Origin of the sequence: Salipiger sp. 1_MG-2023 (genome assembly GCF_030547555.1) — a bacterium.
GTDB lineage: Bacteria > Pseudomonadota > Alphaproteobacteria > Rhodobacterales > Rhodobacteraceae > Salipiger.
In genome coordinates this window covers 1-22,497 of sequence record NZ_JAUOQN010000018.1, presented here as the reverse complement: position 1 = coordinate 22,497, position 22,497 = coordinate 1, and the positions used below count along the sequence as shown (strand labels likewise).

At 64.9% G+C, this 22,497-nt stretch carries 22 protein-coding genes; 10 read left to right on the top strand and 12 right to left on the bottom strand.

Annotated features, from left to right (window positions below):
* Nucleotides 1-20: 20 nt before the first annotated feature.
* On the bottom strand, nt 21-563 hold the full coding sequence (locus Q4543_RS10640) for a gamma-glutamylcyclotransferase (RefSeq protein ID WP_216003119.1): 543 nt from the start codon (nt 561-563) through the stop codon (nt 21-23).
* 64 nt (nt 564-627) lie between these two features.
* On the opposite strand from Q4543_RS10640, the gene Q4543_RS10635 reads away from it, so the two are divergent.
* Together Q4543_RS10635 and Q4543_RS10630 are read left to right on the top strand one after the other, a co-directional pair.
* The gene (locus Q4543_RS10635; RefSeq protein WP_303438092.1) at nt 628-1,539 is read left to right on the top strand and encodes a DUF2125 domain-containing protein; all 912 of its coding nucleotides are present in this window, start codon (nt 628-630) and stop codon (nt 1,537-1,539) included.
* Nucleotides 1,540-1,664: 125 nt separating this feature from the next.
* A complete protein-coding gene (locus Q4543_RS10630; RefSeq protein ID WP_303438089.1) occupies nt 1,665-2,939 on the top strand; it encodes an acetylornithine deacetylase/succinyl-diaminopimelate desuccinylase family protein in 1,275 nt (424 codons plus the stop codon).
* On the opposite strand, the gene Q4543_RS10625 is transcribed toward Q4543_RS10630, so the two are convergent.
* Genes Q4543_RS10625 through Q4543_RS10615 form a run of 3 tightly spaced genes read right to left on the bottom strand, consistent with a single transcriptional unit; the run spans nt 2,929 to nt 9,698 of the window.
* A complete protein-coding gene (locus tag Q4543_RS10625; protein WP_303438087.1) occupies nt 2,929-3,828 on the bottom strand; it encodes a transglutaminase family protein in 900 nt (299 codons plus the stop codon). The genes Q4543_RS10630 and Q4543_RS10625 overlap by 11 nt on opposite strands.
* A 9-nt stretch (nt 3,829-3,837) precedes the next feature.
* Nucleotides 3,838-6,204: a circularly permuted type 2 ATP-grasp protein gene (locus tag Q4543_RS10620; RefSeq protein WP_303438218.1), complete on the bottom strand. Its 2,367-nt coding sequence runs from the start codon at nt 6,202-6,204 to the stop codon at nt 3,838-3,840.
* A 53-nt stretch (nt 6,205-6,257) separates the two neighbouring features.
* Complete coding sequence (locus Q4543_RS10615; protein WP_303438085.1) at nt 6,258-9,698, bottom strand: DUF2126 domain-containing protein; 3,441 nt, start codon at nt 9,696-9,698, stop codon at nt 6,258-6,260.
* A gap of 255 nt (nt 9,699-9,953) precedes the next feature.
* Here Q4543_RS10615 and Q4543_RS10610 point away from each other — a divergent pair, with 255 nt between their 5' ends.
* Nucleotides 9,954-10,907: a helix-turn-helix domain-containing protein gene (locus Q4543_RS10610; RefSeq protein WP_303438083.1), complete on the top strand. Its 954-nt coding sequence runs from the start codon at nt 9,954-9,956 to the stop codon at nt 10,905-10,907.
* A gap of 6 nt (nt 10,908-10,913) precedes the next feature.
* Here the strand turns inward: Q4543_RS10610 and Q4543_RS10605 are convergent, their stop codons facing one another.
* Nucleotides 10,914-11,876, bottom strand: coding sequence for an NADPH:quinone oxidoreductase family protein (locus Q4543_RS10605; protein WP_303438082.1), 963 nt, complete (start codon nt 11,874-11,876; stop codon nt 10,914-10,916).
* A 281-nt stretch (nt 11,877-12,157) separates the two neighbouring features.
* Between Q4543_RS10605 and Q4543_RS10600 the strand changes: the two genes are divergently transcribed.
* A complete protein-coding gene (locus Q4543_RS10600; protein WP_216003126.1) occupies nt 12,158-12,532 on the top strand; it encodes a helix-turn-helix domain-containing protein in 375 nt (124 codons plus the stop codon).
* A gap of 54 nt (nt 12,533-12,586) precedes the next feature.
* Nucleotides 12,587-13,426 carry a histidinol-phosphatase gene (gene hisN, locus Q4543_RS10595; protein WP_303438078.1) on the top strand — a complete coding sequence of 280 codons (840 nt, stop codon included), beginning with the start codon at nt 12,587-12,589 and terminating at the stop codon, nt 13,424-13,426.
* Here the strand turns inward: hisN and Q4543_RS10590 are convergent, their stop codons facing one another.
* The gene (locus Q4543_RS10590) at nt 13,427-14,950 is read right to left on the bottom strand and encodes an ABC transporter substrate-binding protein (RefSeq protein ID WP_303438075.1); all 1,524 of its coding nucleotides are present in this window, start codon (nt 14,948-14,950) and stop codon (nt 13,427-13,429) included. It lies immediately after the preceding gene.
* A gap of 52 nt (nt 14,951-15,002) precedes the next feature.
* Complete coding sequence (pip, locus tag Q4543_RS10585; RefSeq protein WP_303438072.1) at nt 15,003-16,001, bottom strand: prolyl aminopeptidase; 999 nt, start codon at nt 15,999-16,001, stop codon at nt 15,003-15,005.
* A gap of 53 nt (nt 16,002-16,054) precedes the next feature.
* On the opposite strand from pip, the gene ubiG reads away from it, so the two are divergent.
* Entirely contained in the window at nt 16,055-16,801 is a 747-nt protein-coding gene (ubiG, locus tag Q4543_RS10580; protein WP_303438070.1) for a bifunctional 2-polyprenyl-6-hydroxyphenol methylase/3-demethylubiquinol 3-O-methyltransferase UbiG, read from the top strand.
* Nucleotides 16,798-17,103 (top strand): YciI family protein, encoded by a 306-nt coding sequence (locus tag Q4543_RS10575; protein ID WP_216003131.1) that lies wholly within the window; start codon nt 16,798-16,800, stop codon nt 17,101-17,103. Before ubiG ends, Q4543_RS10575 begins: the two co-directional genes overlap by 4 nt.
* Here Q4543_RS10575 and Q4543_RS10570 read toward each other — a convergent pair.
* The 3 genes from Q4543_RS10570 to Q4543_RS10560 form a co-directional block, all read right to left on the bottom strand.
* A complete protein-coding gene (locus tag Q4543_RS10570; RefSeq protein WP_216003132.1) occupies nt 17,100-17,540 on the bottom strand; it encodes a MarR family winged helix-turn-helix transcriptional regulator in 441 nt (146 codons plus the stop codon). The genes Q4543_RS10575 and Q4543_RS10570 overlap by 4 nt on opposite strands.
* A gap of 66 nt (nt 17,541-17,606) precedes the next feature.
* Nucleotides 17,607-17,867 (bottom strand): glutaredoxin 3, encoded by a 261-nt coding sequence (gene grxC, locus Q4543_RS10565; protein ID WP_303438063.1) that lies wholly within the window; start codon nt 17,865-17,867, stop codon nt 17,607-17,609.
* 36 nt (nt 17,868-17,903) lie between these two features.
* The gene (locus tag Q4543_RS10560; protein WP_216003134.1) at nt 17,904-18,632 is read right to left on the bottom strand and encodes a ComF family protein; all 729 of its coding nucleotides are present in this window, start codon (nt 18,630-18,632) and stop codon (nt 17,904-17,906) included.
* 14 nt (nt 18,633-18,646) lie between these two features.
* On the opposite strand from Q4543_RS10560, the gene Q4543_RS10555 reads away from it, so the two are divergent.
* Both Q4543_RS10555 and hemH read left to right on the top strand, forming a co-directional pair.
* The gene (locus tag Q4543_RS10555) at nt 18,647-19,465 is read left to right on the top strand and encodes an SAM-dependent methyltransferase (protein WP_216003135.1); all 819 of its coding nucleotides are present in this window, start codon (nt 18,647-18,649) and stop codon (nt 19,463-19,465) included.
* Nucleotides 19,466-19,518: 53 nt separating this feature from the next.
* Nucleotides 19,519-20,571, top strand: coding sequence for a ferrochelatase (gene hemH / locus Q4543_RS10550; protein WP_303438055.1), 1,053 nt, complete (start codon nt 19,519-19,521; stop codon nt 20,569-20,571).
* Nucleotides 20,572-20,663: 92 nt separating this feature from the next.
* Here hemH and Q4543_RS10545 read toward each other — a convergent pair whose 3' ends face one another.
* Both Q4543_RS10545 and Q4543_RS10540 read right to left on the bottom strand, forming a co-directional pair.
* Entirely contained in the window at nt 20,664-20,855 is a 192-nt protein-coding gene (locus tag Q4543_RS10545) for a ferrochelatase (RefSeq protein WP_303438054.1), read from the bottom strand.
* Nucleotides 20,856-20,995: 140 nt separating this feature from the next.
* On the bottom strand, nt 20,996-21,586 hold the full coding sequence (locus Q4543_RS10540; RefSeq protein WP_216003138.1) for a L,D-transpeptidase: 591 nt from the start codon (nt 21,584-21,586) through the stop codon (nt 20,996-20,998).
* A gap of 195 nt (nt 21,587-21,781) precedes the next feature.
* Between Q4543_RS10540 and Q4543_RS10535 the strand changes: the two genes are divergently transcribed.
* The gene (locus tag Q4543_RS10535; protein WP_303438050.1) at nt 21,782-22,351 is read left to right on the top strand and encodes a CAP domain-containing protein; all 570 of its coding nucleotides are present in this window, start codon (nt 21,782-21,784) and stop codon (nt 22,349-22,351) included.
* The last annotated feature ends 146 nt before the right edge of the window (nt 22,352-22,497 follow it).

Here is a 22,497-nt window from a genome sequence, read left to right as displayed (position 1 = left end):
AGCCTACGGCGGCAGCCCAGTCAAGCCAAGCGGTTATCGGCCAGATGCTGCACGCGCGCCCGCAACCAGTGCAGCTCTGCATCGGGAATGCCAATCTGGTCGAGATGATCGGCGGTGTTTTCGAGATATTGCCGGTTCGGCCCCATGCCGCCGGTGGCGTTTGCGATGATTTGCGCCTGCTCTTCCAGCGGCAGGCCGCCGCAATATTGCACATGATGCGGGTCGATGACGTAGGTGACCGCCTCGATCCGTGCCCCGCTGTCCAGATCGATGGCGAGGTTGCGTTCGATATAGGCCGACGAGATCAGTTCGCGCTCGCGCAGGTAGGCCAGCGTGCTGTCTTCGGTGCCCGGAGCAGCGCGCAGCGCAAGCCCCTGACACAGCGCGCCGGGACACTCATCCAGCGCCAGCACGAGGCCGGGCGTGTCGATCGTGCCACGGTGATGGATCGAGCGCATGCAGAAGCTGCGGTGATAATCCGGCAGTGTGGCATGCACCGTCTCCGCGACCTCGAAGCCGGGATTCCACAGAAGCGAGCCATAGCCAAAAACCCAGAGCGTCATGCGTTTTCCTTTCCCCATTGGCACTGTAAACACCACGTTGAACTGCCATGAAAGGGGCTTGCCCGTGAAACCTCTGCTTGCCGCCATCGTTCTTGCCGCTCTCGCCTGGTCGGGGGTCTGGTTCTGGCAGGCCCATGCCCAGAGGCAAGCCATCGACGCCTGGGCCGCCAGCCGCGCCGCCGACGGCGTGATGGTGCATTGGGATGACGTTGCGGTGAAAGGGTTTCCCAACCGCATCGACACCAGCTTTACCGGACTGCGCAGCGAGGGCGACGGGCTGACCCTCGAAACCCCGCAACTGATGCTGATGCAGATGGTGTGGAACCGCGATCACATCATCCTTGCCCTGCCACAGGGGGCCTCGCTGAGCAGCGGCGAGGAGGTTTACCACATCGACGGAGACGGGCTGCGCGCCAGCATCGTCAGCGACGACGGCAGGATGCAGCGCCTGCACGTCGAGGCGGCTGTGCTTAACCTGTCGGGCGGCGTTTCGGCGGCGATGTCCGGGGTGACCGGCGCGGTGACGCTGATCCCCGAGGAGCCCGCTTATCATGCCACCTTCAACGCCGCCGAGCTGGCGCTGCAGGACAGCCTTGGCAGCGGCGGTCTGCGGCTGGACGCAACGGTCGGGGTCACGCAGGCGGGGCAAGCCGACATCACCCGCATCCGGCTGGCGCGGCTGGAACTGGATCAGGGCGCGCTTCAGCTGGCGGCGACAGGCGATGTCGACGTGACCGAGGGCGGGGTGCTGGATGGCAAGCTGAGCGTGCGGGCCGAAAACCTTGCCGAGGCGCTGGAAGCCGAGCGCAAGGCGGGGCGCATCGCTCCGGCAATGCTCGCGATGATCGAACAAGGCGCGGCGTTGCTGTCGGGCCTGTCGGGGCGCAAGGACAGCATCGATGCCACGTTCGAATTCCGCAATGGCCGCACATGGGTTGGCATTCTGCCCATCGGCCCGGCACCGCAGCTGCGCTAGACCTCAGGCGTTTCTGCAGAAGTTTCGCCCCCGAACGCGCCGCGCCCGCAGGGTTTTCCCGGCGAACATCCCTGCGGCTTTCGGGGCGGCTTGCACAGCGCCGCATTCGCGGGAACACTGCGCGCATGAGTGATCCCCTGTCCCACCGCATCGAAGCGAAACGCGCCGAGCTGATCGACCTGACCCAGGCGCTTATTCGCGTGCCAACGCTGAACCCGCCCGGCCAGCATTACCGCGACATCTGCGAGCTGATGCAAAGCCGCCTGTCAGCCCGCGGTTTCGAGTGCGAGATGATTCGTGCCGTTGGATCGCCCGGCGACAGCGACCGCTTTCCGCGCTGGAATCTCGTCGCCCGCCGCACGGGCACCCGGCCCGGAGATTGCGTGCATTTCAACAGCCATCATGACGTGGTCGAAGTTGGTGCTGGCTGGACCCGCGATCCGTTTGGCGGCGCTTTGGAAGACGATCGCATCTACGGGCGCGGCGCCTGCGACATGAAGGGCGGGCTGGCCGCATCGGTCATCGCCGCCGAGGCGTTTCTTGAACAACACCCCGATTTCGCTGGCTCCATCGAAATCAGCGCAACGGCGGACGAGGAATCCGGCGGTTACGGCGGCGTCGCCTATCTTGCGCAGCAGGGCTATTTCGCGCCCGAGCGGGTGCAGCACGTCATCATCCCCGAACCGCTCGACAAGGATCGTATCTGCCTTGGCCATCGCGGCGGCTGGTGGGCCGAGATCGAGACCAAGGGCGAGATCGCCCATGGCTCTATGCCCTTTCTGGGCGATTGCGCCGTGCGGCACATGGGCGCCGTGCTGCAAGCCTTCGAAGACAGGCTGTTCCCTGCCATGGCCTCGCGCCACACCGACATGCCCGTGGTGCCCGAAGGCGCGCGCCAGTCGACGATGAACATCAATTCCATCCACGGCGGCCAACCCGAAAACCCGCCCGATTTCGATGGTCTGCCCGCCCATTGCGTGCCCGACAGCTGCCGCATCACCATCGACCGTCGTTTCCTCGTCGAGGAAACCGCCGACGGGGTGCGCGACGAGGTCATCGCCCTGCTCGACGATCTCAAGGCCAACCGCGCCAATTTCGACTATGACATCCGCGAATTGAATCGCGTCATCCCGTCGATGACCGACCGCGATGCGCCGGTGGTCACGACCGTGGCACAAGCGATCCGCGACATGCTGGGCACCGATCCCACCTATGTTGCCTCGCCCGGCAGCTATGATCAGAAGCACATCGACCGCATCGGCAAGCTGAAGAACTGCATCGCCTATGGCCCCGGCGTGCTGGAACTGGCGCACAAACCCGATGAGTGGGTCGGCGTGACCGACATGATCGACAGCGCCCGCGTCATGGGGCGCAGCCTTGAAAAGCTGCTCACGCGGTGAGCTTTGCCTCGACGGGCACCACATCGACCATGTGGCGCGTCTCATGCCCGCCTTCCGAGCGCAGCGAGCCTTTCGACGGCGCAACGTCGGAATAATCGCGCCCGAAGCCCACGGTCACGTGGTCGAGCCCGACGCGGATCGCGTTGGTCGGATCGAATTCGACCCAGCCCGCATCGGGGCCGCACCACGCCCGCACCCAAGCGTGCATGGCATCGGCGCCCTCCAGCCGGGGCTGGCCCTCGGGGGGAAGCGTGCGCAGAAAGCCCGACACATAGCCCGCCGGAACGCCAATCTCGCGCAGGGCCGAGATCATCACATGACTGATGTCCTGACAGACGCCGCGGCGGGCGCGGAAGGCTTCGATCGGAGTCGTGGTGACTTCGGTGGCGGAACTGTCGAAGTCGAACAGATCGTTGAGCGCATGGCTCACGGCCTCGACCGCCTCAAGCGCCGACATCCCCGGCCGGGTGCAGCAACGCGCAAAGGCGGCGATCTCGGATTCGTGGCGCAGACGCGGCGACGGGCCAAGGAAGTGATGCGGGCTGGGGGCACGGATGCTCTGGATCTGTGCCACCGCGCGCGGCAGATCGCTCAGCGCGCAGCTCAGATCGAGCCCGTCGCGCGGGGTGCGGCGCAGCACCCGGCCTTCGAATAGGAAGTCGATCTCGGACAGCCGCCCCTCGTGGGTGACCTCTGTCGTCGGATTGCCGAAGAAATCGACATCGTCGAGCCGGAAATCCGGCGGCGGATCGGTGGTCACCTGCCCATAAAGCAGTTGCTGCTGACCTTCGATGCTGCGCGGCAGAATGCGCAGCAGCGTGCGATGTGATCCCGCCGGGTGGTCGTACCGGTAGGCGATGCGCAGCTTGATGTCATAGCTTTGCGACATGAAACGCCCCTAGCTCAGGTATTGCGCGGTCAGCGCTTCGGAGATCCCGGCCAGTTCGCGCCGGATCCGGTTCAACCGCCGGGATGAAATCTGGCCAGAGGTAGACACCGCCAGCATGGTCTGAAGCATCAGGATACGCCGGGTCGCCTCGCCCATGCGCGGCTGCGCCGTGGCCTCGGCGATCTGTTCTTCCTCTTCGCGCAGGATGTCGATCTGGTAGAGCAGCGAGCGCGGGTTTTCCCGGTCGAGCGCCAGCATGTCGATCACCGTCTCGCGGCTGGTCTCGATGGTGTAGCGGCGGCGGTGGGTCATCACGCTGTCGCCGATCTCGACCGCGGCATCCAGCCCGCCGGGAGGGGTTGCCTCGTCCGCCAGCACCGCCAACACGGCGGCAATGTGATCGGCCCGTTCCAGCGCCCGCCCCAGCGTCAGGAAGCGCCAGCCGAGAAAGCGGAACATATTGTCATGGACCAGACCGGAAAAGCCCGCCGTCTTGCGCAGCAGAACGGTCATGGCGCGGGCGGCATCGTCGCCGTGAGTGACCTTGGCGGCCAGCTTGCGGGCGGTTTCCGACAAATCGTTCAGCGCGTTCCAGCCATCGGTCGAAAACCGGTCGCGCACCTTGCTCGCGCAGACCACCGACGCATCGAAATGGCCCAGCAGCATGACAGGCACCGGGTCTTCGATGTCATGGCCAAAGGTGGTGAGGAATTCGCCAAGGGCCGAAACCAGCGGCACGTTGCGCGTGCCATGCTCTTCGAGCCTGAGATGCCATGCCCGCAGCACCCGCACCGCGCCCTCGGCGCGTTCGGCGTAGCGCCCAAGCCAGAACAGGTTGTCCGCCGCCCGCGCCGGAAGCAGCCCCGGCTGGCGGCGCAGAAGCGGCCCGGATGCCGTGCTGGTCAGCGTGTCGGCATGGATCGCCTTGTCGGACATCACCCAGACATCGGCGACCGAGCCGCCCGCCTGCATGGCCAGCGCCGTCGGATCGCCGTCGCGCCCGATGCGGGCATAGCCGCCGGGCATCACCGCCCAGCCATCTGGCGTGCGCGTGGCAAACACCCGCACCACCATCGGGCGCGGTTTCAGCTTGCCGTCGATCATCGCGGGGGTGGTCGACAGGGTGACGGCCTCTTGCCCGACCAGCGATTTGCCCTCGCGTGCGATCCAGTCTTCGATCGGGCCGCGCGCCTCGCCGCGGAACTTGCCGCCAAGCGCCGTGGTGCGGTCGATGTCAAAGGGCAGCTTGGTCGACTGCGCCGAACCGATCATCATCCGTTCGAGGTTTTCCAGCACATAGGCGCGCTCGTGATCCTGCCCGCACCACCATGTGGCGATGTTCGACATCTTCAGCGGCGCGCCCATCAGGTGTTCGCAGATGCGCGGCAGGAACGCCATCAGCGCCCGCGCTTCCAGCACGCCAGAGCCGAGGCAGTTCACCAGATCCATCGCGCCAGAGCGCAGCGCCGAGACCATGCCGGGGGTGCCGAGCGCCGAGGTCTCATCCAGTTCGAGCGGATCGGCAAAGCGCGAATCCAGTCGCCGCCACAGCACCGAAACCGGCTCTGGCCCGGCGATGGTGCGCACCGAAAGCTGCCCGTCCTGCACCTTGAGATCTTCGCATTCCAGCAGCAGGAAGCCGAGGTAGCGGGCGATATAGGCGTGTTCGTAATAGGTGTCGGTGTGCTGCCCCGGCGTCAGGATCGCCACGCGCCCGCCATCGCCCCCCTTGAGCCCGACCATCGCGTCGCGGAAGACGCGAAAGAAGGTCGCGAGCCGCTCGACGTTGCTTTTGGGGAACAGATCGTGAAACACCCGGCTGGTCGCCATGCGGTTTTCAAGCGCAAAGCCCGACCCGGATGGTGCCTGCGCCCGATCGCCCAGAACGAACCACGACCCATCGGGCGAGCGGCCGATCTCGAAGGCCAGAAAATGCAGGTAATGCCCCGAGCGCGGCTTGATCCCGACCACAGGGCGCAGCCATTCGGGGTTCTGCGCGATCAGATCGGCGGGCAGAAACCCGTCCCGGACCAGCTCGCCGTCGCCGTAAAGGTCGGCCATGACCTTTTCCAGCAGCTCGGCCCGCTGCGCGATGCCCTCGGCCAGCCCGTCCCATTCATCCTGACCAATGATCACCGGCACATGGCTCAGCGGCCAGTCGCGCATGGTCGATTCATCGCCGGAATACTGGCGGAAATACACCCCGGTATCGTGCAGATACTGATCGCCCCGCGCAAAGGAGCGGGCCAGCTGTTCGGGGCTCTTGCTTGCAAGGTAGCGTATCAGCGGATCCCAGACAGGACGCAATGTCCCGTCCGGGCGCTTCAGCTCATCGGCAACCCCCGGCAGGGACTCGTAGCCCTGAAGGAAGCGCATCAGCGCATCGGGTGTGCCGACCTTGTTCAAGCGTCTCCATCTCCGTCACGGGGTCAGAGGCCGGGCATCCGCCGCAGATCCAGAGTCATCGGGAACTCTGGATGCGGATATTCGGTCTCTGGCCAATAGGAACCGGGGGTATGACCCAGTTTCTCGAACCGCGCAAGGCGGCGGGCATCGGCTTCGTTGGTGTTCACCGGGAAGGTATCATAGTTCCGCCCGCCCATATGTGCGACATGATAGGTACATCCGCCCAATGCCTTGCCCGTCCATGTATCGAAGATATCGAACACGAGCGGCACGTTGACCGGCAGCGTCGGGTGCAGCGCCTCGGCCGGCTGCCACGCCTTGAAGCGCACGCCGCCAACCTTGACGCCATTGGCATCGGTCTTTGCCAGCGGCACCGGGCGCTTGTTGCAGGTGACGATATAGCGGTCCGGGTCCATCGCGGTCAGCTGCACCTGCATGCGCTCGACCGAACTGTCGGTATAGCGCACGGTGCCGCCGATGGCGCCGCGTTCGCCCAGAACATGCCACGGCTCGAGCGCCTGATTGAGCTGCAGATGCACGCCTTCGTATTCGACCTCGCCCGCAAAGGGGAAACGGAATTCCTTTTGCGCCTCGTACCATTCGGAGCGGAAGTCAAAGCCGTGTTCCTTGAGATCGCGCAGCACATCAAGGAAATCCTGCCAGACGAAATACGGCAGCATGAAGCGATCGTGCAGCGTGGTGCCCCAGCGCACCGGCTTGCCCTGAATCGGCGCTTTCCAGAACCGCGCCAGCAGCGCCCGGATCAGCACCTGCTGAGCAAGCGACATCTTGGCATCTGGCGGCATCTCGAAGCCGCGGAATTCCACGAGGCCAAGCCGCCCGGTCGGCCCGTCGGGCGAGAACAGCTTGTCGATGCAGATCTCGGCCCGGTGGGTGTTGCCGGTGACATCGATCAGCATGTTGCGCAACAGGCGGTCGGTCAGCCACGGCTGCGGCGGCTCGCCCTCTCCCGGCGCCGGGAAATGCGACAGCGCGATTTCCAGCTCGTACAGGCTGTCGTGGCGCGCCTCGTCGATGCGCGGCGCCTGACTTGTCGGCCCGATGAACAGCCCCGAGAACAGGTAGGACAGCGACGGGTGTCGCAGCCAGTACAGCACCATCGAGCGCATCAGGTCGGGCCGGCGCAGGAACGGGCTGTCGAGCAGCGTCTCGCCGCCGACCACCACGTGGTTGCCACCGCCGGTGCCGACATGCTTGCCGTCGATCATGAACTTGTCGGCGCCAAGCCGGGTCTGGCGGGCGTCTTCGTAGACGCCGAAGGTGATCTCCTTGACGTCTTTCCAGTTGTGGGCCGGGTGAATGTTGACCTCGATCACGCCGGGGTCGGGCGCAACGCGGATCACGTTCAGGCGGCTGTCATTCGGCGGGGTGTAGCCTTCGATGTGCAGCGGCAGGCCAAGCTCGGCGGCGGTTTGCTCGGCGGTGGTCAGCAGTTCGAGGTAATCCTCCAGCGCCTCGACCGGCGGCATGAACAGGCACAGGCGGCCATCGCGCGGCTCGACCGCGATGGCGGTGCGTACCTGACTGCCCGCCGGATCGACGCCGACGCCCTGAGGCATCATGGTCTGGCGCGCGCCGGTGTCACGGGCCGCGGTGACCCTCTGCTCGTGGCCGGGGGTGACATCGGGCAGGGTTTCCGATTCCTCGCGGGCCTGATCGGCCTCGTCCTGCGCAATGCGTTCCAGCGCGTCCATCAGCGCGGCGCGGCGCTCGTCGAATTCGGCGTGGAAATCGGGCAGTTCCTCGACCGGCACCGAGGGATCGGTCGGATAGACATAGGGGTAGGACGAGGGCGGGATGTAGGGCAGCGCGCCCAGCGGCAGGCGGAAACCCACCGGGCTGTCACCGGGGATCAGGAACAGATGGCCGCGCCGGGTCTTCCATTTCTCGGACTGCCAGCGCGTGGTCGGCGGGACATGCTTGCTTTGCCACTGGCGCTGGATCGGCAGCACATAGCCCGCCGCCTTGTTGAGCCCGCGGTTGAACACCCGCGCTATGCGCGCCCGCGTCTCGGGATCCTTGAGCTTGTTGTCTTCGGGGGTCACATTCACCGGAAGTTCGGCTTCCTTGATGATCCATTCCACCGGGTCTTCGAAAGCGGGCTGCGCGAAATCCGGGTTCAGCCCGATGTTCTCGGCAAAGGCGGCCATGAATTTCCCGGCGTCGGCGGCATCGGCCCCCTTGGCTGTTTCACGTGCGACAAGATCGGGGTTCTTCCAGATCGGCACGCCGTCGCGCCGCCAGTACAGCGAGAAGGTCCAGCGCGGCAGCGTTTCGCCCGGGTACCATTTGCCCTGACCGTAATGCAGGAAGCCGCCCGGCGCGAAGCGGTCGCGCAGCTTGCGGATTAGCTGGTCGGCCTTGTCGCGCTTGGTCGGTCCGACGGCGGCAGTGTTCCACTCGGCGCTTTCGAAATCGTCGATCGACACAAAGGTCGGCTCGCCGCCCATGGTCAGGCGCATGTCCTGCTGCTTGATCACCGCATCGACCTTGTCGCCAAGCTTGTCGAGCGCCTCCCATGCCTCGTCCGAGAACGGCTTGGTGATGCGCGGATGTTCGGCGGTGCGGATCACCGTCATGTCGAAATCGAACTCGACCTTCGGCGCGCCGTCGGCGGCAAACCCGCCGGTGATCGGCGCGGCGTTGCGGTAATGCGGCGTTGCGGCCAGCGGGATATGCGATTCCCCGGTCAGCAGGCCCGATGTCGGATCAAGCCCGATCCAGCCCGCGCCGGGCAGGAACACCTCGCACCACGCGTGCAGGTCGGTGAAATCGTGATCGGTGCCGGACGGGCCGTCAAGCGCCTGAAGATCCGGCTTCAGCTGGATCAGATAGCCCGAACAGAACCGCGCCGCAAAGCCGAGGTTGCGCAGGATCTGCACCAGCAGCCACGAGGTATCCCGGCACGAGCCGCGCTTTTGCTGAAGCGTTTCCTCGGGGGTCTGCACCCCCGGTTCCAGCCGCACGATATAATCGATGTGCTGCTGCAGCTTCATGTTGATGTCGACGAGGAAATCGACGGTGTTCATCTTCTTCTTGGGAATGCCCTTGAGGTACTCCTTGAGATGCGGGCCGACCGGCTCGGGGCGCGAATAGATGCGCAGGTCGTTGCGAAACTCTTCGGGGTATTCAAACGGCCACTCATCGGCGATCTCGTCCACGAAAAAGTCGAACGGGTTGTAGACGGTCATGTCGGCGACCAGATCGACCTCGATCTTGAACTCGCGCACCGGCTCGGGGAAGACGAAGCGCGCCAGCCAGTTGCCATAGGGGTCCTGCTGGTGGTTGACGAAATGCCCGGCGGGCGACACCCGCAGCGAATGCGAGATCACCCGCGTGCGGGAATGGGGCGCCGGGCGCAGGCGGATCAGCTGGGGCCCAAGTGTGACCGGGCGGTCGTACTTGTAGTGGGTCAGGTGGTGAATGCTTGCCGTGATCGCCATGTGAGTCCCGTCTGCCTAAAGTGAAGTGCCAACTCTTGAGAATTACCCAATCGGTGATCACCCTGAATGTAAAGCTCGCGAAAGGGTCGAGGGCGCACGGGGTCTCGCCTTCTTGCGCCATCGCACCATCGTTGCGCAGTGGCGTGGGCTCTTGTTCCAAGGTCGCATGGCGCGTCGCCGGGTCGGAAGATTAGGCTTCGCCCAGACAGAAGGCCCCTCGCGCAAAGGCGGCCTCGCAGCGGAGGAACACCACAGATGACGCCATCGACCGAGCATATCGACCGGGTCTTCAGGACCGTCAGCTCTGACCGGGCGGCGACGAAATCGCTGCTTGCGGCCTCGTGGAAACGCTCGATGACCCATTATGGGCTCGACCCGGCGCAACGGCGGGCGAAAGAGCGGCTCGACCAGCCCGCGCTGAGCCGTCGCAAGGATCGCGTCGGGCAGCTGCTGGATATCGCCATGCCAAAGCTCGACCAGCTGTTCGGGCTGGTCTGTGGGTCCGGCTGCGGCGTGCTGCTGACCGATGAATTCGGCCTCGTGCTCGACCAGCGCCGGACCGACGCCGATGCCGGCACCTTTGATTCCTGGGGGCTGTCCCCCGGCGCCGATTGGTCCGAGGCCGCCGAGGGCACCAATGGCATCGGCACCTGCCTTGCCGAAACCCGGCGGCTGACCATTCACCGGGGCGACCATTTCCTCGCCCGCAACATCTCGATGAGTTGCATGGACGCGCCGATCTTCGGCCCCGATGGCGCGGTGGTGGCGGCGCTGGACATCTCGTCGGCGCGGGCCGATCAGACCGAAGGCATGAACCGGCTGATTGCCGCAACCGTGGCACAGACCGCCCGCGCCATCGAATCCGACCTGTTCCGCGCGCATTTCCCCAAGGCCCGGATCATTGTCGCCGACAGTGACGACGACGCAGCGGTCCTGCTGGCGGTGGATGCCGACGATCTGGTGATCGGGGCGACCCGCGCCGCGCGGCGCAGCTTTCGACTGGAACCGCGCGGCGCGCTCAAACCGCGCCCGGCGGCGGATCTGTTCGATCGCGGCGAGGACGAGCCGAGCGGCTTTGAAAAGGCCCAGCGGGCGGCGGTGGTGCGGGCGCTGACCCGCGCCGAGGGCAATGTCAGCCAAGCCGCCCGCGCGCTCGGGATCGGGCGCGCGACGCTGTATCGCCGGATGAAACGGCTCGGCATGAGCTGACAGCCCTCAGGGCATCGTGATCACAACCTTGCCGGTGGATTTGCGGGTCCGGAGCAGATCGAGCCCTTCGGCCACCCGCTCCAGCGACAGCACATGGCTGACATGCGGGCGGATTCGCCCCTCGGCGTACCAGCCGAAAAGGGTTTCCAGCGAGCCGGTCAGCACCCCCGGCGCAAAGTCGAGATAGCCACCCCAGTACAGGCCCATCACCGTCAGGTTCTTGACCAGCAGGTGATTGGCCTTGATCTGCGGCACCTCGCCCGAGGCAAAGCCGATGCACAGGATGCGCGCTTCGGGTTTGCAGGCGCGGAAGGCGTCGGTGAACTGCGCACCGCCAACCGCGTCATAGACCACATCCGCGCCGCCCAATGCCTTGACCTGAGCGCGCAGATCCCCCGCCGTGGCGTCGATCAGATGATCCGCCCCGGCCGCCTGAGCCACCTTCAGCTTGTCAGCGCCTCTTGCGCAGGCAATCACATTTGCGCCCATCAGCTTGCCGATCTCGACCGCCGTCAGCCCGACCCCCCCGGCAGCCCCGAGCACCAGCAGCGTCTCGCCGGGGCGCAGCCGCGCCCGGTGATCCAGCGCCAGATGCGAGGTGCCATAGGCGATCTGGAACGCCGCCGCGTCTTCAAAGCTCATGCTGTCGGGCATCTTCACCGCCCGCGCCGCGTCAAACACGCCGCGGCTTGCGAGGCCGCCCTGCCCGCCGAACACCGCGACCCGGTCGCCCACGGCAATTCCGGTGACCCCTTCGCCCAGCGTCTCGACCACACCGGCGACCTCCATCCCAAGCGTGAAGGGCAGCGGCGGCGTGTTCTGATAGCTGCCGTCGATCATCAGCAGATCCGCGAAATTCAGCCCGCAGGCGCGGATTGACACGGTGATGTGATCAGCCTTCGCCTCGGGATCGGGCAACTCTGTCAGTTGCGGAGAAATATCATGCGAATTAATGTGATAAGCGCGCATTTGCGTCTCCGGCCTATGCCATAGTTTGGTTGTTATAACCTTTTTGAGTCAATAACACGAAAATCTAGAATGCGACTCATCTTTCACTCAACCTTAACTTGTTTCATGTTAACTCTCCTCATCGTTAGGGGCGCAAAATGCTTGCTTCGGTGCAATCCGCCGATGTAGTTTCGCGCCATCAGGGATTGGCTGAGGCGACGCGTCTCTTGGTCGTTCGGCCGTTGATGCCAGAACAAGAAGAAAAGACATCGCCCCACCGGGCGTGATAGAAGGAACAACCGATGACGCATCCCGTCGACGTCCATGTAGGCAAACGCATCCGCCACCGCCGGTGGCTGGTGGGAATGACCCAACAGCAACTTGCCGAACAGGTCGGGATCAAGTTCCAGCAGATCCAGAAATACGAAACCGGTGCAAACCGGGTCAGCGCATCCCGGCTTTGGGATATCGCCGACGCGCTCGACGTCCCGGTGAGCTTTTTCTTTGAAGGCATCGAATCCGAACAGGACGCCACAGACGCCCCGGTCGCGGCCATGCCCGCCGACATCCTTGGCGACAAGGAAGCGCTCGATCTGGTGCGTTCGTATTACGCGATCCCCGAGAACCAGCGTCGCCGACTGTTCGAACTCGCCCGCGTCCTGTCCGACGTGGCTTGAGCCTCTGGGCCCGCTGCGGTAGCTGATCAGCAGATCCAGCAACGGAGCGGGCACATGACCTCTACTCACGCCAACGGGGCCAGCGGCCGTCACCGTGCCGATATCTCCGAACCGCTCGCGGCAGAGCTTTGGGCGACCGCTCATGCGTTGGCCGATGCCGCACGCGCGGCGATCTTGCCGCATTTCCGCGCGCTTGGGCTTGATGCCGAAAACAAGGATGCCTCTGGCTTCGATCCGGTGACCATCGCCGACCGCGCCGCTGAGGTCGCGATGCGCGAGGTTCTGGCACAGCGCCGCCCAGCGGATGGCATCCTTGGCGAAGAGCTGGGCACCACAACCGGCACCAGCGGACTGACATGGGTGCTTGACCCGATCGACGGCACGCGCAGCTTTCTGTCGGGCACCCCGACCTGGGGCGTGCTGATTGCCCTGTCCGACGACAGCGGCCCCCGGCTTGGCATTGTCGATCAGCCCTTCACCGGCGAGCGGTTCTGTGGTGGCCTCGGCCGCGCCGACTATGTCGGCCCGCTTGGCACCCGCGTGCTTGGTACCCGAGGCACCACGGATCTGGCCAAGGCGATCCTCTTCACCACCTTCCCCGAGATCGGCACCCCTGCTGATCGAATCGCATTCGAAAAGGTCAAGGCGCAGGCGCAGCTGACCCGCTACGGCACCGATTGCTATGCCTATGCGCTGCTGGCGGCGGGGCACATCGACCTTGTGATCGAGGCGGGGCTGTTCCCCTATGACGTCGGCGGCCCGATTGCGGTGATCGAGGCGGCAGGCGGTATCATCACCAATTGGGAAGGCGGCCCGGCCCATGGCGGCGGCCGCGTTCTGGCAGCGGCAAATGCGTCGCTGCACGCCAAGGCGCTGGCGCTACTCAACGGCTGATCAGGCCAGCCACCAGCGTTCCGCCATCCGTGCATTGTCCAGCCCACGCGCTGTCCCAAGGGTCTGCGGCGTGGCGATGCGCTCGCCCACCGCTGACAGGTGGTCGGCAAACACCGGGATCAACAGGCCACCCTCATCGCGCAGGATCTGCTGCATCTCGGCATAAAGCCCCCCGCGCCGGGCGCTGTCGAGCTCGGACCGGGCTTCGAGCAGCAGCGCCTGAAACCGCGGGCTTTGCGCCATGCCCCAATGCGATTCGTTCCACGGCGCGCCGTGCTGAAGCGCGGTCGAGAACATCCAGTCTTCGGTCACCCGGCCCGACCACGCGGTGGCGCGGAACGGCCTATCTTGCCAATCAGCATCCTGTGCACCGGTTGGCACGATCTCAATCCCGGCGGGGCTGGCAGCGTTCGCATAAAGCTGCGCCGCCCCGGGCGCGCCCTCGAACGCGCTGTCCGAAACATGCAGCGCAACGGAAAGCCGGCTGAGCCCCGCTTGCCGCAGATGCCATGCGGCCAGATCCGGGTCATAGGCGGGCGCAGTCAATGCAGCATCGTGGTGATTGAGCGGGCCGATGGGGCTGTCGGCCCCGATACGGCCATGCCCCAGCAACACGGCATCCAGAATCGCCTGCCGGTCGATGGCGTGTTTCAGCGCCTGCCGGATGTGCCGCGCGTCAAACGGTGCGGTGCCCGTTTGCATCGCGAAGCCGTAGAACTGGTTGCCCGACACCTGCTGCACCGTCAGCCCCGGCACGTCGCGCAGCCGCGCCGCCCGCGACGGTGCAACCCGGTCGATGACATCGACCTGCCCCGAGCGCAGCGCCGAAGCCCGCGCCGCGCCATCCGGCATGGCGTGAAATTCCAGCGCTTCGAACCAGCCCGCGGAACCGTCCTTGTAATGCCCCTCGACCCGCGTGCCGACAAAACGCCGCCCCGGCTCGAATGCCGCGACGCGATACAGCCCGGTGCCGATTCCCTGCGCCATCGCCTCCGAGATGCGGCTCGCCGGATAGATCAACAGTTGCGGATCGGCGAGCAGGTAGGGGAAATCCGCATTGCCCGCCGCCAGCGTGAACCGTATGCGATGATCCGACAGGCGATCTGCCTTTGCGATGGTCTCGACCAGCGGCCGCGCGCCAGAGCCGCCGCCCTTGTGCAGCGCCAGCGAGGCGAGCACATCGCGCGCACCAAATTCGCTGCCGTCGTGAAAGCGCACGCCTTTGCGCAGCGTCACGTCCCAGATGCGCGCGTCGGCGCTGGCAGTCCAGTCGGTGGCAAGCTCGGCACGCAGCGAGCCGTCGGCGGCGATTTCGGTCAGCGTGTCGAAAACAGCCATCGCGGCAGCGGCCATGAATCCGCCAGTGATCTTGCGCGTATCCCAGCTGTCGGTGGCGCTTGCGCCCGACAGCCCAGCCCGCAGCGTGCCGCCGATACGGGCAGGCGCTGCGGCAAGACCAGACGCGCCAAGCACCGCCGCGGCCAGCGCGGTCTGGATCAGGCGACGTCGTTTGAACCCGCTCATGCAGCCCCCCTTGGGCCGAAACGAATCCCGGCCAGGACAGAAAGACCAGAGGTTAACGGGGCCATGGGTCCTGTAAACCTTCTTCTGCGGCGATCTTGTCCATCACCCGCACCAGCTCGGCGCTGATTCCCGGTTCGGATAGCGCGTGCCCGGCATTGCGGATCATCCGCAGATCGCAATCGGGCCAGGCCCGCGCCAATTCCCACGCGCGGCGCGGCGGGCAGATCATGTCGTAGCGCCCCTGCACGATCACGCCGGGGATGTCCGCCAGCCGATCGACATTGTTCAGGATCCAGCCATCCTCGGCCAGGAAGCCCGCGTTAACGAAGTAATGGTTTTCCAGCCGGGCAAAGGCGCGGGCGTAATCGCCGGGCGCATCGCCGCCGCTGCCGTTGGAATAGACCGAGGCCAGCGCGTTTTCCCAGCTGGCCCAGGCGCGGGCAAAGCGCGTCTCTTCCAGCACGTTGCCCGAGAACAGCCGCCGGTGATAGGCGGCGATCAGATCGCCCTGCTCCTCCTCGGGAATCATGTCGCGGAACCGCGCCCATGGCTCGGGCCAGAACTGCCCCGCGCCGCCGCCATAGAACCAGTCAAGCTCGGCCTGTGTCATCATGAAGACGCCGCGCAGCACCAGCCGCCGCACCCGATCCGGATGGGAGATGCCGTAGATCAGCGACAGCGTCGCGCCCCAGCTGCCGCCAAAGACGATGAAATCCTCGATCCCCAGCGCCTCGCGGATCGCCTCGATATCGCGCACGAGATGCCAAGTCGTGTTGCCCTCGACCGAGGCATGGGGCTGCGAGCGCCCGCACCCGCGCTGATCGAACAGCACCACGCGATAGGCGCGCGGATCGAAATAGCGGCGCATGGCGGGCGAACAGGCGCCACCGGGGCCTCCGTGAAGCACGATGACCGGCAGACCTCGGGGGTTGCCGCATTGTTCGACATAGATCTTGTGTCCATCGCCCATGTCGATCATGCGTTGGTCGAATGGGTCGATGGGCGGATAGAGATACTGCACTGCGCTCTTTTGGCCCGAGTTTTTGTCCATATCAGGACTATATTGGCAGGCAGGCCCGAATGACCATGGGGGAAATTCAAGATATGAGCATCACTGTCGACCCAGCCGAGATCGCCAAGTTCGAGGCGATGGCCGCCGAATGGTGGGACCCTGCCGGCAAGTTCAAACCGCTGCACATGATGAACCCGGTGCGGCTTGATTACATCACCCGGCAGGTGGCCGCCGAATACGGCCGCGACCTTGCGTCGGATCGCCCGTTCGAAGGGCTGCGCATCGTCGATATCGGCTGCGGCGGCGGCCTGCTCTGCGAGCCGATGGCACGGCTTGGCGCCACCGTGGTGGGCGTCGATGCCGCCGAGCGCAACATTCCCGTGGCGCAGCTGCACGCGCAGCAATCGGAGCTGACGATCGACTATCGTCACACCACCGCCGAAGCGCTTGCCGCAACGGGCGAGCAATTCGACGTGGTGCTCAACATGGAGGTGGTCGAGCATGTGGCCGACCCCCTCGCCTATCTGAGCGCCTGCCGCGCCCTGCTCAAACCCGGCGCGCTGCACCTGTGTTCGACGCTGAACCGCAACGCGAAAAGCTTTGCGATGGCGATTCTCGGCGCGGAATGGGTGATGCGCTGGCTGCCCAAAGGCACCCATGACTGGCAGAAATTCATCACGCCGGACGAGCTTTACGAGCTGTTGCGCCGCGCCGGGCTGACCCCGGTCGACCGCAAGGGATATGTGTTCAACCCGATCAGCTGGGCCTGGCATATTTCCGATCGCGACCTGTCGGTCAACTACGTGACCGCCGCCCTCGCCCCGGGAGAAAAAGCATGAGCCTGATTCCCGAGGGCAACCGCCTGTTCGTCATCGACATCGACTACACCGCGCCCTTCGAAGAGGTGCAAAAGGTGCTGGCGCCGCACATGGACTACGTGCGCGCCTGCTATGCCTCGGGGGTGTTCCTGATGTCGGGGCCCAAAGAGCCGCGCACCGGCGGCATCGTCATCGCGCAAGGCACACGGGCGCAGATCGACGGTATCATCGCGGGCGATCCATTCACCACCGCCGGGGTGGTTGCGACCACGATCACCGAATTTTCCGCGTCGAACATGGCCGAGGCGCTGAAGGCGCTCTAGTCGCCCTCGAGCTTGAGGCGCAAGTCGCGCAGCACCGGCAGCATGGCCCGCACCTTTTCGGCGCCAATCTCGCCGACCAGCTCGGTCACCACCGGGGCCATCGCCAGCAAGGCCGCCTCGCGGGCGTTCTTGCCAGCGGTGCTGATCGCCACCATCTTGCGCCGCGCATCGTCCCAATCGGGGCGGATATGCACGTAACCGGCCATCTCTAGCTTGGCGAGCGTGTTGGTCATCGCCCCGCGCGTGACATGAAAGCTACGCGCCAGCTGCGCCGGGCTGCGTTCGTCCTGCGCCCGCGCCAGATGGTTGAGCACAGAGAAATGCGAGATTTCCATCTTGTTGGGCAGCACGCGCGTCAATCTGTTCCGCAGGAGCTGGTCCGCGGTCAGGATCTCGCTAAAGAGCGATATGGCAAGCGCGGTCTCTGGTTTGGTCATTCTGCCGTGTCTGTCTGGGTGCCGCTCGTTCTGGACCGCAACCCCCGGACGGGTCAACCGGAAAGCTCAGGCTGCGGCGAGAAGCGCATCGAGCTTGCCGTCGCGTTCCAGCGCATATAATTCGTCGCAGCCGCCCACATGTGTCTTGCCGACAAAGATCTGCGGCACGGTTCGCCCGCCGTTGGACCGCTGGGTCATTTCCGCACGGCGCGAGGGTTCGACCGCAAGGTCGATCTCGTGAAACGCCGCGCCTTTCGAATTCAGCAGGCGCTTGGCAGCCTGACAATAGCCGCAATAGGGGGTGGTGTAGATCTCGATCGGTTGCATCAACGGGGCCTTTCGCTTCGCGCTATTTCACCGGATCTAAGCCTCCTTTGCAACGCGCGCCAGTACGCTGACGCAAACTTCACTGGCGCCTGCCGCAAGACAGGCCTCGGTTGCCGCACAAAGCGTCGCACCGGACGTCAGGACATCATCGACGATCAGCACCGGGCGGCCCGCAATCGCCGCCACGCGCGACGGGCGCACCCGCAGCACATCGCTCAGCGTGGTGTAGCGCTGCTCGCGGGTCTTGCCCTCGAGCGAGGCGGTATGCCGGAGCCGTTCCAGCGCATCGGGCGCATGATCGATGCCAAGCTCGCGCGACAGCGCACGCGACAACAGCGCCGACTGGTTGTAGCGGCGTTTGAAATGGCGCCGAAAATGCAGCGGGATGGGCACCGCCACCATGTTCTCGCGCAGCAATGGCCGGATCTGGCGCGCCATCCACACGGCGGCGGGCAGCGCGATGTCGTGGCGATCGCCGTGCTTGAGCATCAGCACCAGCTTGCGCCCATTGTCCTTGTAGACAAGCCCGGCCCGCCCCTGACTCCACGCCGGGGGCGTGGTCAGGCAGTCGTCGCAGAATTCCGCATCCTCCGAATCGCCGATCAGCGGCACCCCGCAGCAATCGCAGACCAGCCCCGAGATGAACGGCGTATCGCGCCAGCAGGGGCCGCACAGGCCGAAATCGGTTTCCACCAGCCCGCCGCAGATCAGGCAGCGCGACGGGTAGACCAGCTTCAGCACGGTTTGCAACGCGGGCATGAACATTCTAACTGTCCTCCATGACCAGTCCCGCGCCCCTCGTCGACCGCCCCGCCCTTGCCCGGCACAGATCTCGTGCCGCGAGCAACCCCGCGCTGTTTCTGCACGAGGCCGCCCGCGACGAGGTGCAGGATCGCCTCTTCGTGGTTAACAGAACGTTTAAATCGCCGGTCGTGGTGAGCCCTTTTCCGCAGGTCTGGCAGGAAATGCTGCCGGGGCTGGACGTCATTCCTGACGAAGACGTGCTGGCGCTCAAACAGGGCGCGCATGATCTGGTGATCCACGCCATGGCGCTGCATTGGTCGAATGACCCGGTCGGCCAGCTGGTGCAATGCCGCCGCGCGCTGGCCCCGGACGGGCTGTGCCTTGCGCTGTGTTTCGGCGGGCAGACCCTCAGCGAGCTGCGCAGTGCGCTTGGTCAGGCGGAAATCGAGATCTCCGGCGGCCTGTCGCCGCGGGTGCTGCCGATGGGCGAGATCCGCGACCTAGGCGGTTTGCTGCAGCGTGCCGGGCTGGCGTTGCCGGTGGCCGACAGCTTTGCGCTGACCGCGAGCTATGAAAGCCCGCTGCACCTGATGCGCGACCTGCGCGCGATGGGAGAGACTAACGCCTTGAGCGCGCGGCTGAAACAGCCGACGCGGCGCGCCGTGATGCTGCGCGCCGCCCAGCTTTACGCGCAGACCTTCGGAACCGATGGCCGCATCCCCGCCACCTACGAGATCGTCACGCTGACCGGCTGGGCCCCCGACGACAGCCAGCAAAAGCCGCTGCGCCCCGGATCTGCGGCGCATCGTCTCGCCGATGTACTGAATACGCGGGAAACGCCCCTGAGCGATTGATTCATTCAGAATCTGCGATACCTAAGCAAAACACTTTGGGAAAAGGTCAGGAAATGCTCGACGACACCGCCAGCCGCCCCGTTCACGCCCCCGCCGACCACCCGAAGGTGTCCGCGCCGAAGGTCGGCATTCTGCTCGCCAACCTTGGTACGCCGGATCACTACAGCTATTGGCCGATGCGCCGGTATCTCAGTGAGTTTCTTTCGGATCAGCGGGTTATCGACTATCCGAAATGGAAATGGCAGCCGCTGCTTCAAACCATCATCCTGACCAAGCGGCCCTTCAGCTCTGGCAGGAACTACAAGTCGATCTGGAACGAGGAGCTGAATGAAAGCCCTCTGATGACGATCACCAAGCAGCAGAGCTCCGCCATCGCCGCACGGATGCAGGCGCAGTACGGCGATCAGGTGATGGTCGATTACTGCATGCGCTACGGCAACCCGTCAACGCAGTCGAAGGTCGATGCGATGGTCAAGGCCGGTTGCCGCAAGATCCTGTTCTTTCCGCTCTATCCGCAATACGCCGGAGCGACCTCGGCCACCGCCAACGACCAGTTTTTCCGGGCGCTGATGGATCAGACCTGGCAACCGACGGCCCGCGTCGTCGATCCCTACTTCGAACATCCGCGATATATCGAGGCCCTCGCCCAGTCGGTCGAACGCGGCTATGCCGCGCTGCCGGACAAACCCGACATGCTTGTGGTCAGCTATCACGGCATGCCGAAACGCTACCTGATGCAGGGCGACCCCTACCACTGTCAGTGCCAGAAGACGACGCGCCTGCTGCGCGAACAGCTCGGCTGGGACGAGACGCAGATCACCACGACCTTTCAGTCGGTGTTCGGCCCCGAGGAATGGCTCAAGCCCTACACCGTCGATCATGTCGCCGAGCTGGCGAAACAGGGCAAGAAAAACATCGCGGTGATCGCCCCTGCGTTTTCCGCCGACTGCATCGAGACGCTGGAAGAGATCAACGAGGAAATCCGCGAAAGCTTTGAACACGCGGGCGGCCAGCGGTTCAGCTATATTCCCTGCCTCAACGACGACGGCGCGCATATCGATGCGCTGTGCACGGTGATTTCAGAGAATCTTGGCGGCTGGGTCTAGGACCCGGCCAGCCCGACCCGGGCGCTAGACACAGAAAAAGGCGATGCCTGCGGGCACCGCCTTTTTCAAATTCAAAAACCGAAAACCCGGTATCAGTTCGACGCAGCTGCGGCGATCACGGCGATCAGCAGCAGCGGGATCACGATGCCGGCCGACGACGACGACTGCTGTGCTTCTTCGACGACGACAACGGGTTCCATGACCACGTCATCCTTAGCATAGGAGCCAGCCATTGCGGTCGATGCAGTTGCAGCGAAAACGGTGGCGAGAGCGAACTTCTTCATGTTAACCTCCAGAAAATCGCTTGTCGTAATGATTTCAAACGACAAGCACCCAAGACTTACCTCGTGAGTCTGTCTAACCAGCAATCAAAGTTTTTTGCAATCTGACTCACTTCGCCCGTGTCCAGCCTGCCGCAGTATTGTCAAATTAGCAACACCTGCGTCCCGACCTCTGCCATGTCGTAAAGAGCTTCGATGTGCTCGTTATACAGGCCGACGCAGCCATTCGAAGACCGGCGGCCGATCTTGCGGGTGTCATGGGTGCCGTGGATGCGATAGTAGGTCCAGCTCAGATGCAGCGAGCGGGTGCCAAGCGGATTGTCCGGGCCGGGGCCGACGAAATCGGGCCACTCGGGGTTGCGTTCCTTCATCGACGGCGTCGGACGCCAGCTGGGCTTGGGGTCCTTGAGGATCACCTCGGTGCGGCCGCGACGGGTCAGATCCTCGGTCAGCGGCACGGAACACGGGTAGAGATGATAGGTGCCGGCCTCTTCCCAGTAGTGCAAGGCGCGCGACTGGGTATCGACAAGGATCGCGCCCTTGGTCAGGTTCGAGAAATACGGCTGCCAGTCGAGCGAGCGGAAGCTCGACACGTTGCGGCGCACGATATTAGAGACATCCCGCTCGATCTCGACCGTACCGGTGCTGTCGAGCGTTTGCGCCAGTGCCGGAGTTCCGACAAATGCCGCTCCGGCCGCAAGGAACGCGCGCCGGTCAAAACCTGTACCTGCCATGTGGATCCTGTCCCCCAAGCTGGGTCCGGCCATGCGCCGGACATACGGATAACAAGGGCACATCATATGACCTGAATGCCGCAGTCGCAAATCAAACCCGGCGCATTCACGCCGATGTGCGTTTGATTGGCAACGCCCAACGCGCTAATCGGGATCAAACCCGAGATTTCGATCCGAAACAACCAAGGCAGTATTATGCAAAGACGTGCGTTCTTGATGATGGGGGCGGCGCTGCTGGCGGCAGCCTGTGCCCCCGCGCCCTATAACGAAGCTCCGGCGCTTGGTCCGGATGGCAAGCCTCTGCCCAAGGTTTACCGGATCTCGGCCAATGACACCGGACGGATCGAATATTCGGTGCTCGATTCGGTCAACGCGCTGCGTCAGGCCCGCGGGGTTGCGCCGCTGCAGCTGAATGCCCAGCTCAACGCCGCCGCCGCGACCCATTCGCGCGACATGTCGGTGCAGAACCGCCCGTGGCATTTCGGCTCGGACGGCTCGTCGCCGATCGACCGGGTGCAGCGCGTCGGCTACACCGGGCGGCTCGTGGGCGAGAACATCTCGGAAACCTACGAAACCGAAACCGAAACTCTCGCGGCTTGGATGGAAGATCCCGCCACCCGCGACGTGATCCTTGACGCGGCAGCGCGCGATCTGGGCATCGCCTGGTATCAGGAGCCGAACGGCAAGATCTGGTGGACGCTGGTCACCGGCGTGCCGAGCGCGTCTTCGATTCCGGGCGCCGAGCAGATCGCCCTCGGGCAGTAAACCCCCTGGCAGGGGGGGGGGGGGGGGGGGGGGGGGCCCCCCCCCCCCCCCCCCGGGGGGGGGCCGCCCCCGCCCGGGGGGGTTGGTGGTGGGGGGTGGGGGCGGGGCCACCCGGGGGGTGGGGTGCAGAAGGCGGGCGGGCCCCC

Excerpts from the sequence above, each read along its gene's own strand:
- hisN (WP_303438078.1), top strand. The coding sequence starts at position 12,587 with ATGACCTCTACTCACGCCAACGGGGCCAGCGGCCGTCACCGTGCCGAT.
- Q4543_RS10555 (WP_216003135.1), top strand. The coding sequence starts at position 18,647 with ATGACCAGTCCCGCGCCCCTCGTCGACCGCCCCGCCCTTGCCCGGCAC.
- ubiG (WP_303438070.1), top strand. The coding sequence starts at position 16,055 with ATGAGCATCACTGTCGACCCAGCCGAGATCGCCAAGTTCGAGGCGATG.
- Q4543_RS10620 (WP_303438218.1), bottom strand. The coding sequence starts at position 6,204 with ATGCGCTTCCTTCAGGGCTACGAGTCCCTGCCGGGGGTTGCCGATGAG.
- Q4543_RS10590 (WP_303438075.1), bottom strand. The coding sequence starts at position 14,950 with ATGAGCGGGTTCAAACGACGTCGCCTGATCCAGACCGCGCTGGCCGCG.
- Q4543_RS10570 (WP_216003132.1), bottom strand. The coding sequence starts at position 17,540 with ATGACCAAACCAGAGACCGCGCTTGCCATATCGCTCTTTAGCGAGATC.
- Q4543_RS10600 (WP_216003126.1), top strand. The coding sequence starts at position 12,158 with ATGACGCATCCCGTCGACGTCCATGTAGGCAAACGCATCCGCCACCGC.
- Q4543_RS10610 (WP_303438083.1), top strand. The coding sequence starts at position 9,954 with ATGACGCCATCGACCGAGCATATCGACCGGGTCTTCAGGACCGTCAGC.
- Q4543_RS10535 (WP_303438050.1), top strand. The coding sequence starts at position 21,782 with ATGCAAAGACGTGCGTTCTTGATGATGGGGGCGGCGCTGCTGGCGGCA.
- hemH (WP_303438055.1), top strand. The coding sequence starts at position 19,519 with ATGCTCGACGACACCGCCAGCCGCCCCGTTCACGCCCCCGCCGACCAC.
- Q4543_RS10605 (WP_303438082.1), bottom strand. The coding sequence starts at position 11,876 with ATGCGCGCTTATCACATTAATTCGCATGATATTTCTCCGCAACTGACA.
- Q4543_RS10575 (WP_216003131.1), top strand. The coding sequence starts at position 16,798 with ATGAGCCTGATTCCCGAGGGCAACCGCCTGTTCGTCATCGACATCGAC.
- Q4543_RS10625 (WP_303438087.1), bottom strand. The coding sequence starts at position 3,828 with ATGTCGCAAAGCTATGACATCAAGCTGCGCATCGCCTACCGGTACGAC.
- Q4543_RS10615 (WP_303438085.1), bottom strand. The coding sequence starts at position 9,698 with ATGGCGATCACGGCAAGCATTCACCACCTGACCCACTACAAGTACGAC.
- Q4543_RS10630 (WP_303438089.1), top strand. The coding sequence starts at position 1,665 with ATGAGTGATCCCCTGTCCCACCGCATCGAAGCGAAACGCGCCGAGCTG.
- Q4543_RS10560 (WP_216003134.1), bottom strand. The coding sequence starts at position 18,632 with ATGTTCATGCCCGCGTTGCAAACCGTGCTGAAGCTGGTCTACCCGTCG.
- Q4543_RS10545 (WP_303438054.1), bottom strand. The coding sequence starts at position 20,855 with ATGAAGAAGTTCGCTCTCGCCACCGTTTTCGCTGCAACTGCATCGACC.
- grxC (WP_303438063.1), bottom strand. The coding sequence starts at position 17,867 with ATGCAACCGATCGAGATCTACACCACCCCCTATTGCGGCTATTGTCAG.
- Q4543_RS10540 (WP_216003138.1), bottom strand. The coding sequence starts at position 21,586 with ATGGCAGGTACAGGTTTTGACCGGCGCGCGTTCCTTGCGGCCGGAGCG.
- Q4543_RS10640 (WP_216003119.1), bottom strand. The coding sequence starts at position 563 with ATGACGCTCTGGGTTTTTGGCTATGGCTCGCTTCTGTGGAATCCCGGC.
- pip (WP_303438072.1), bottom strand. The coding sequence starts at position 16,001 with ATGGACAAAAACTCGGGCCAAAAGAGCGCAGTGCAGTATCTCTATCCG.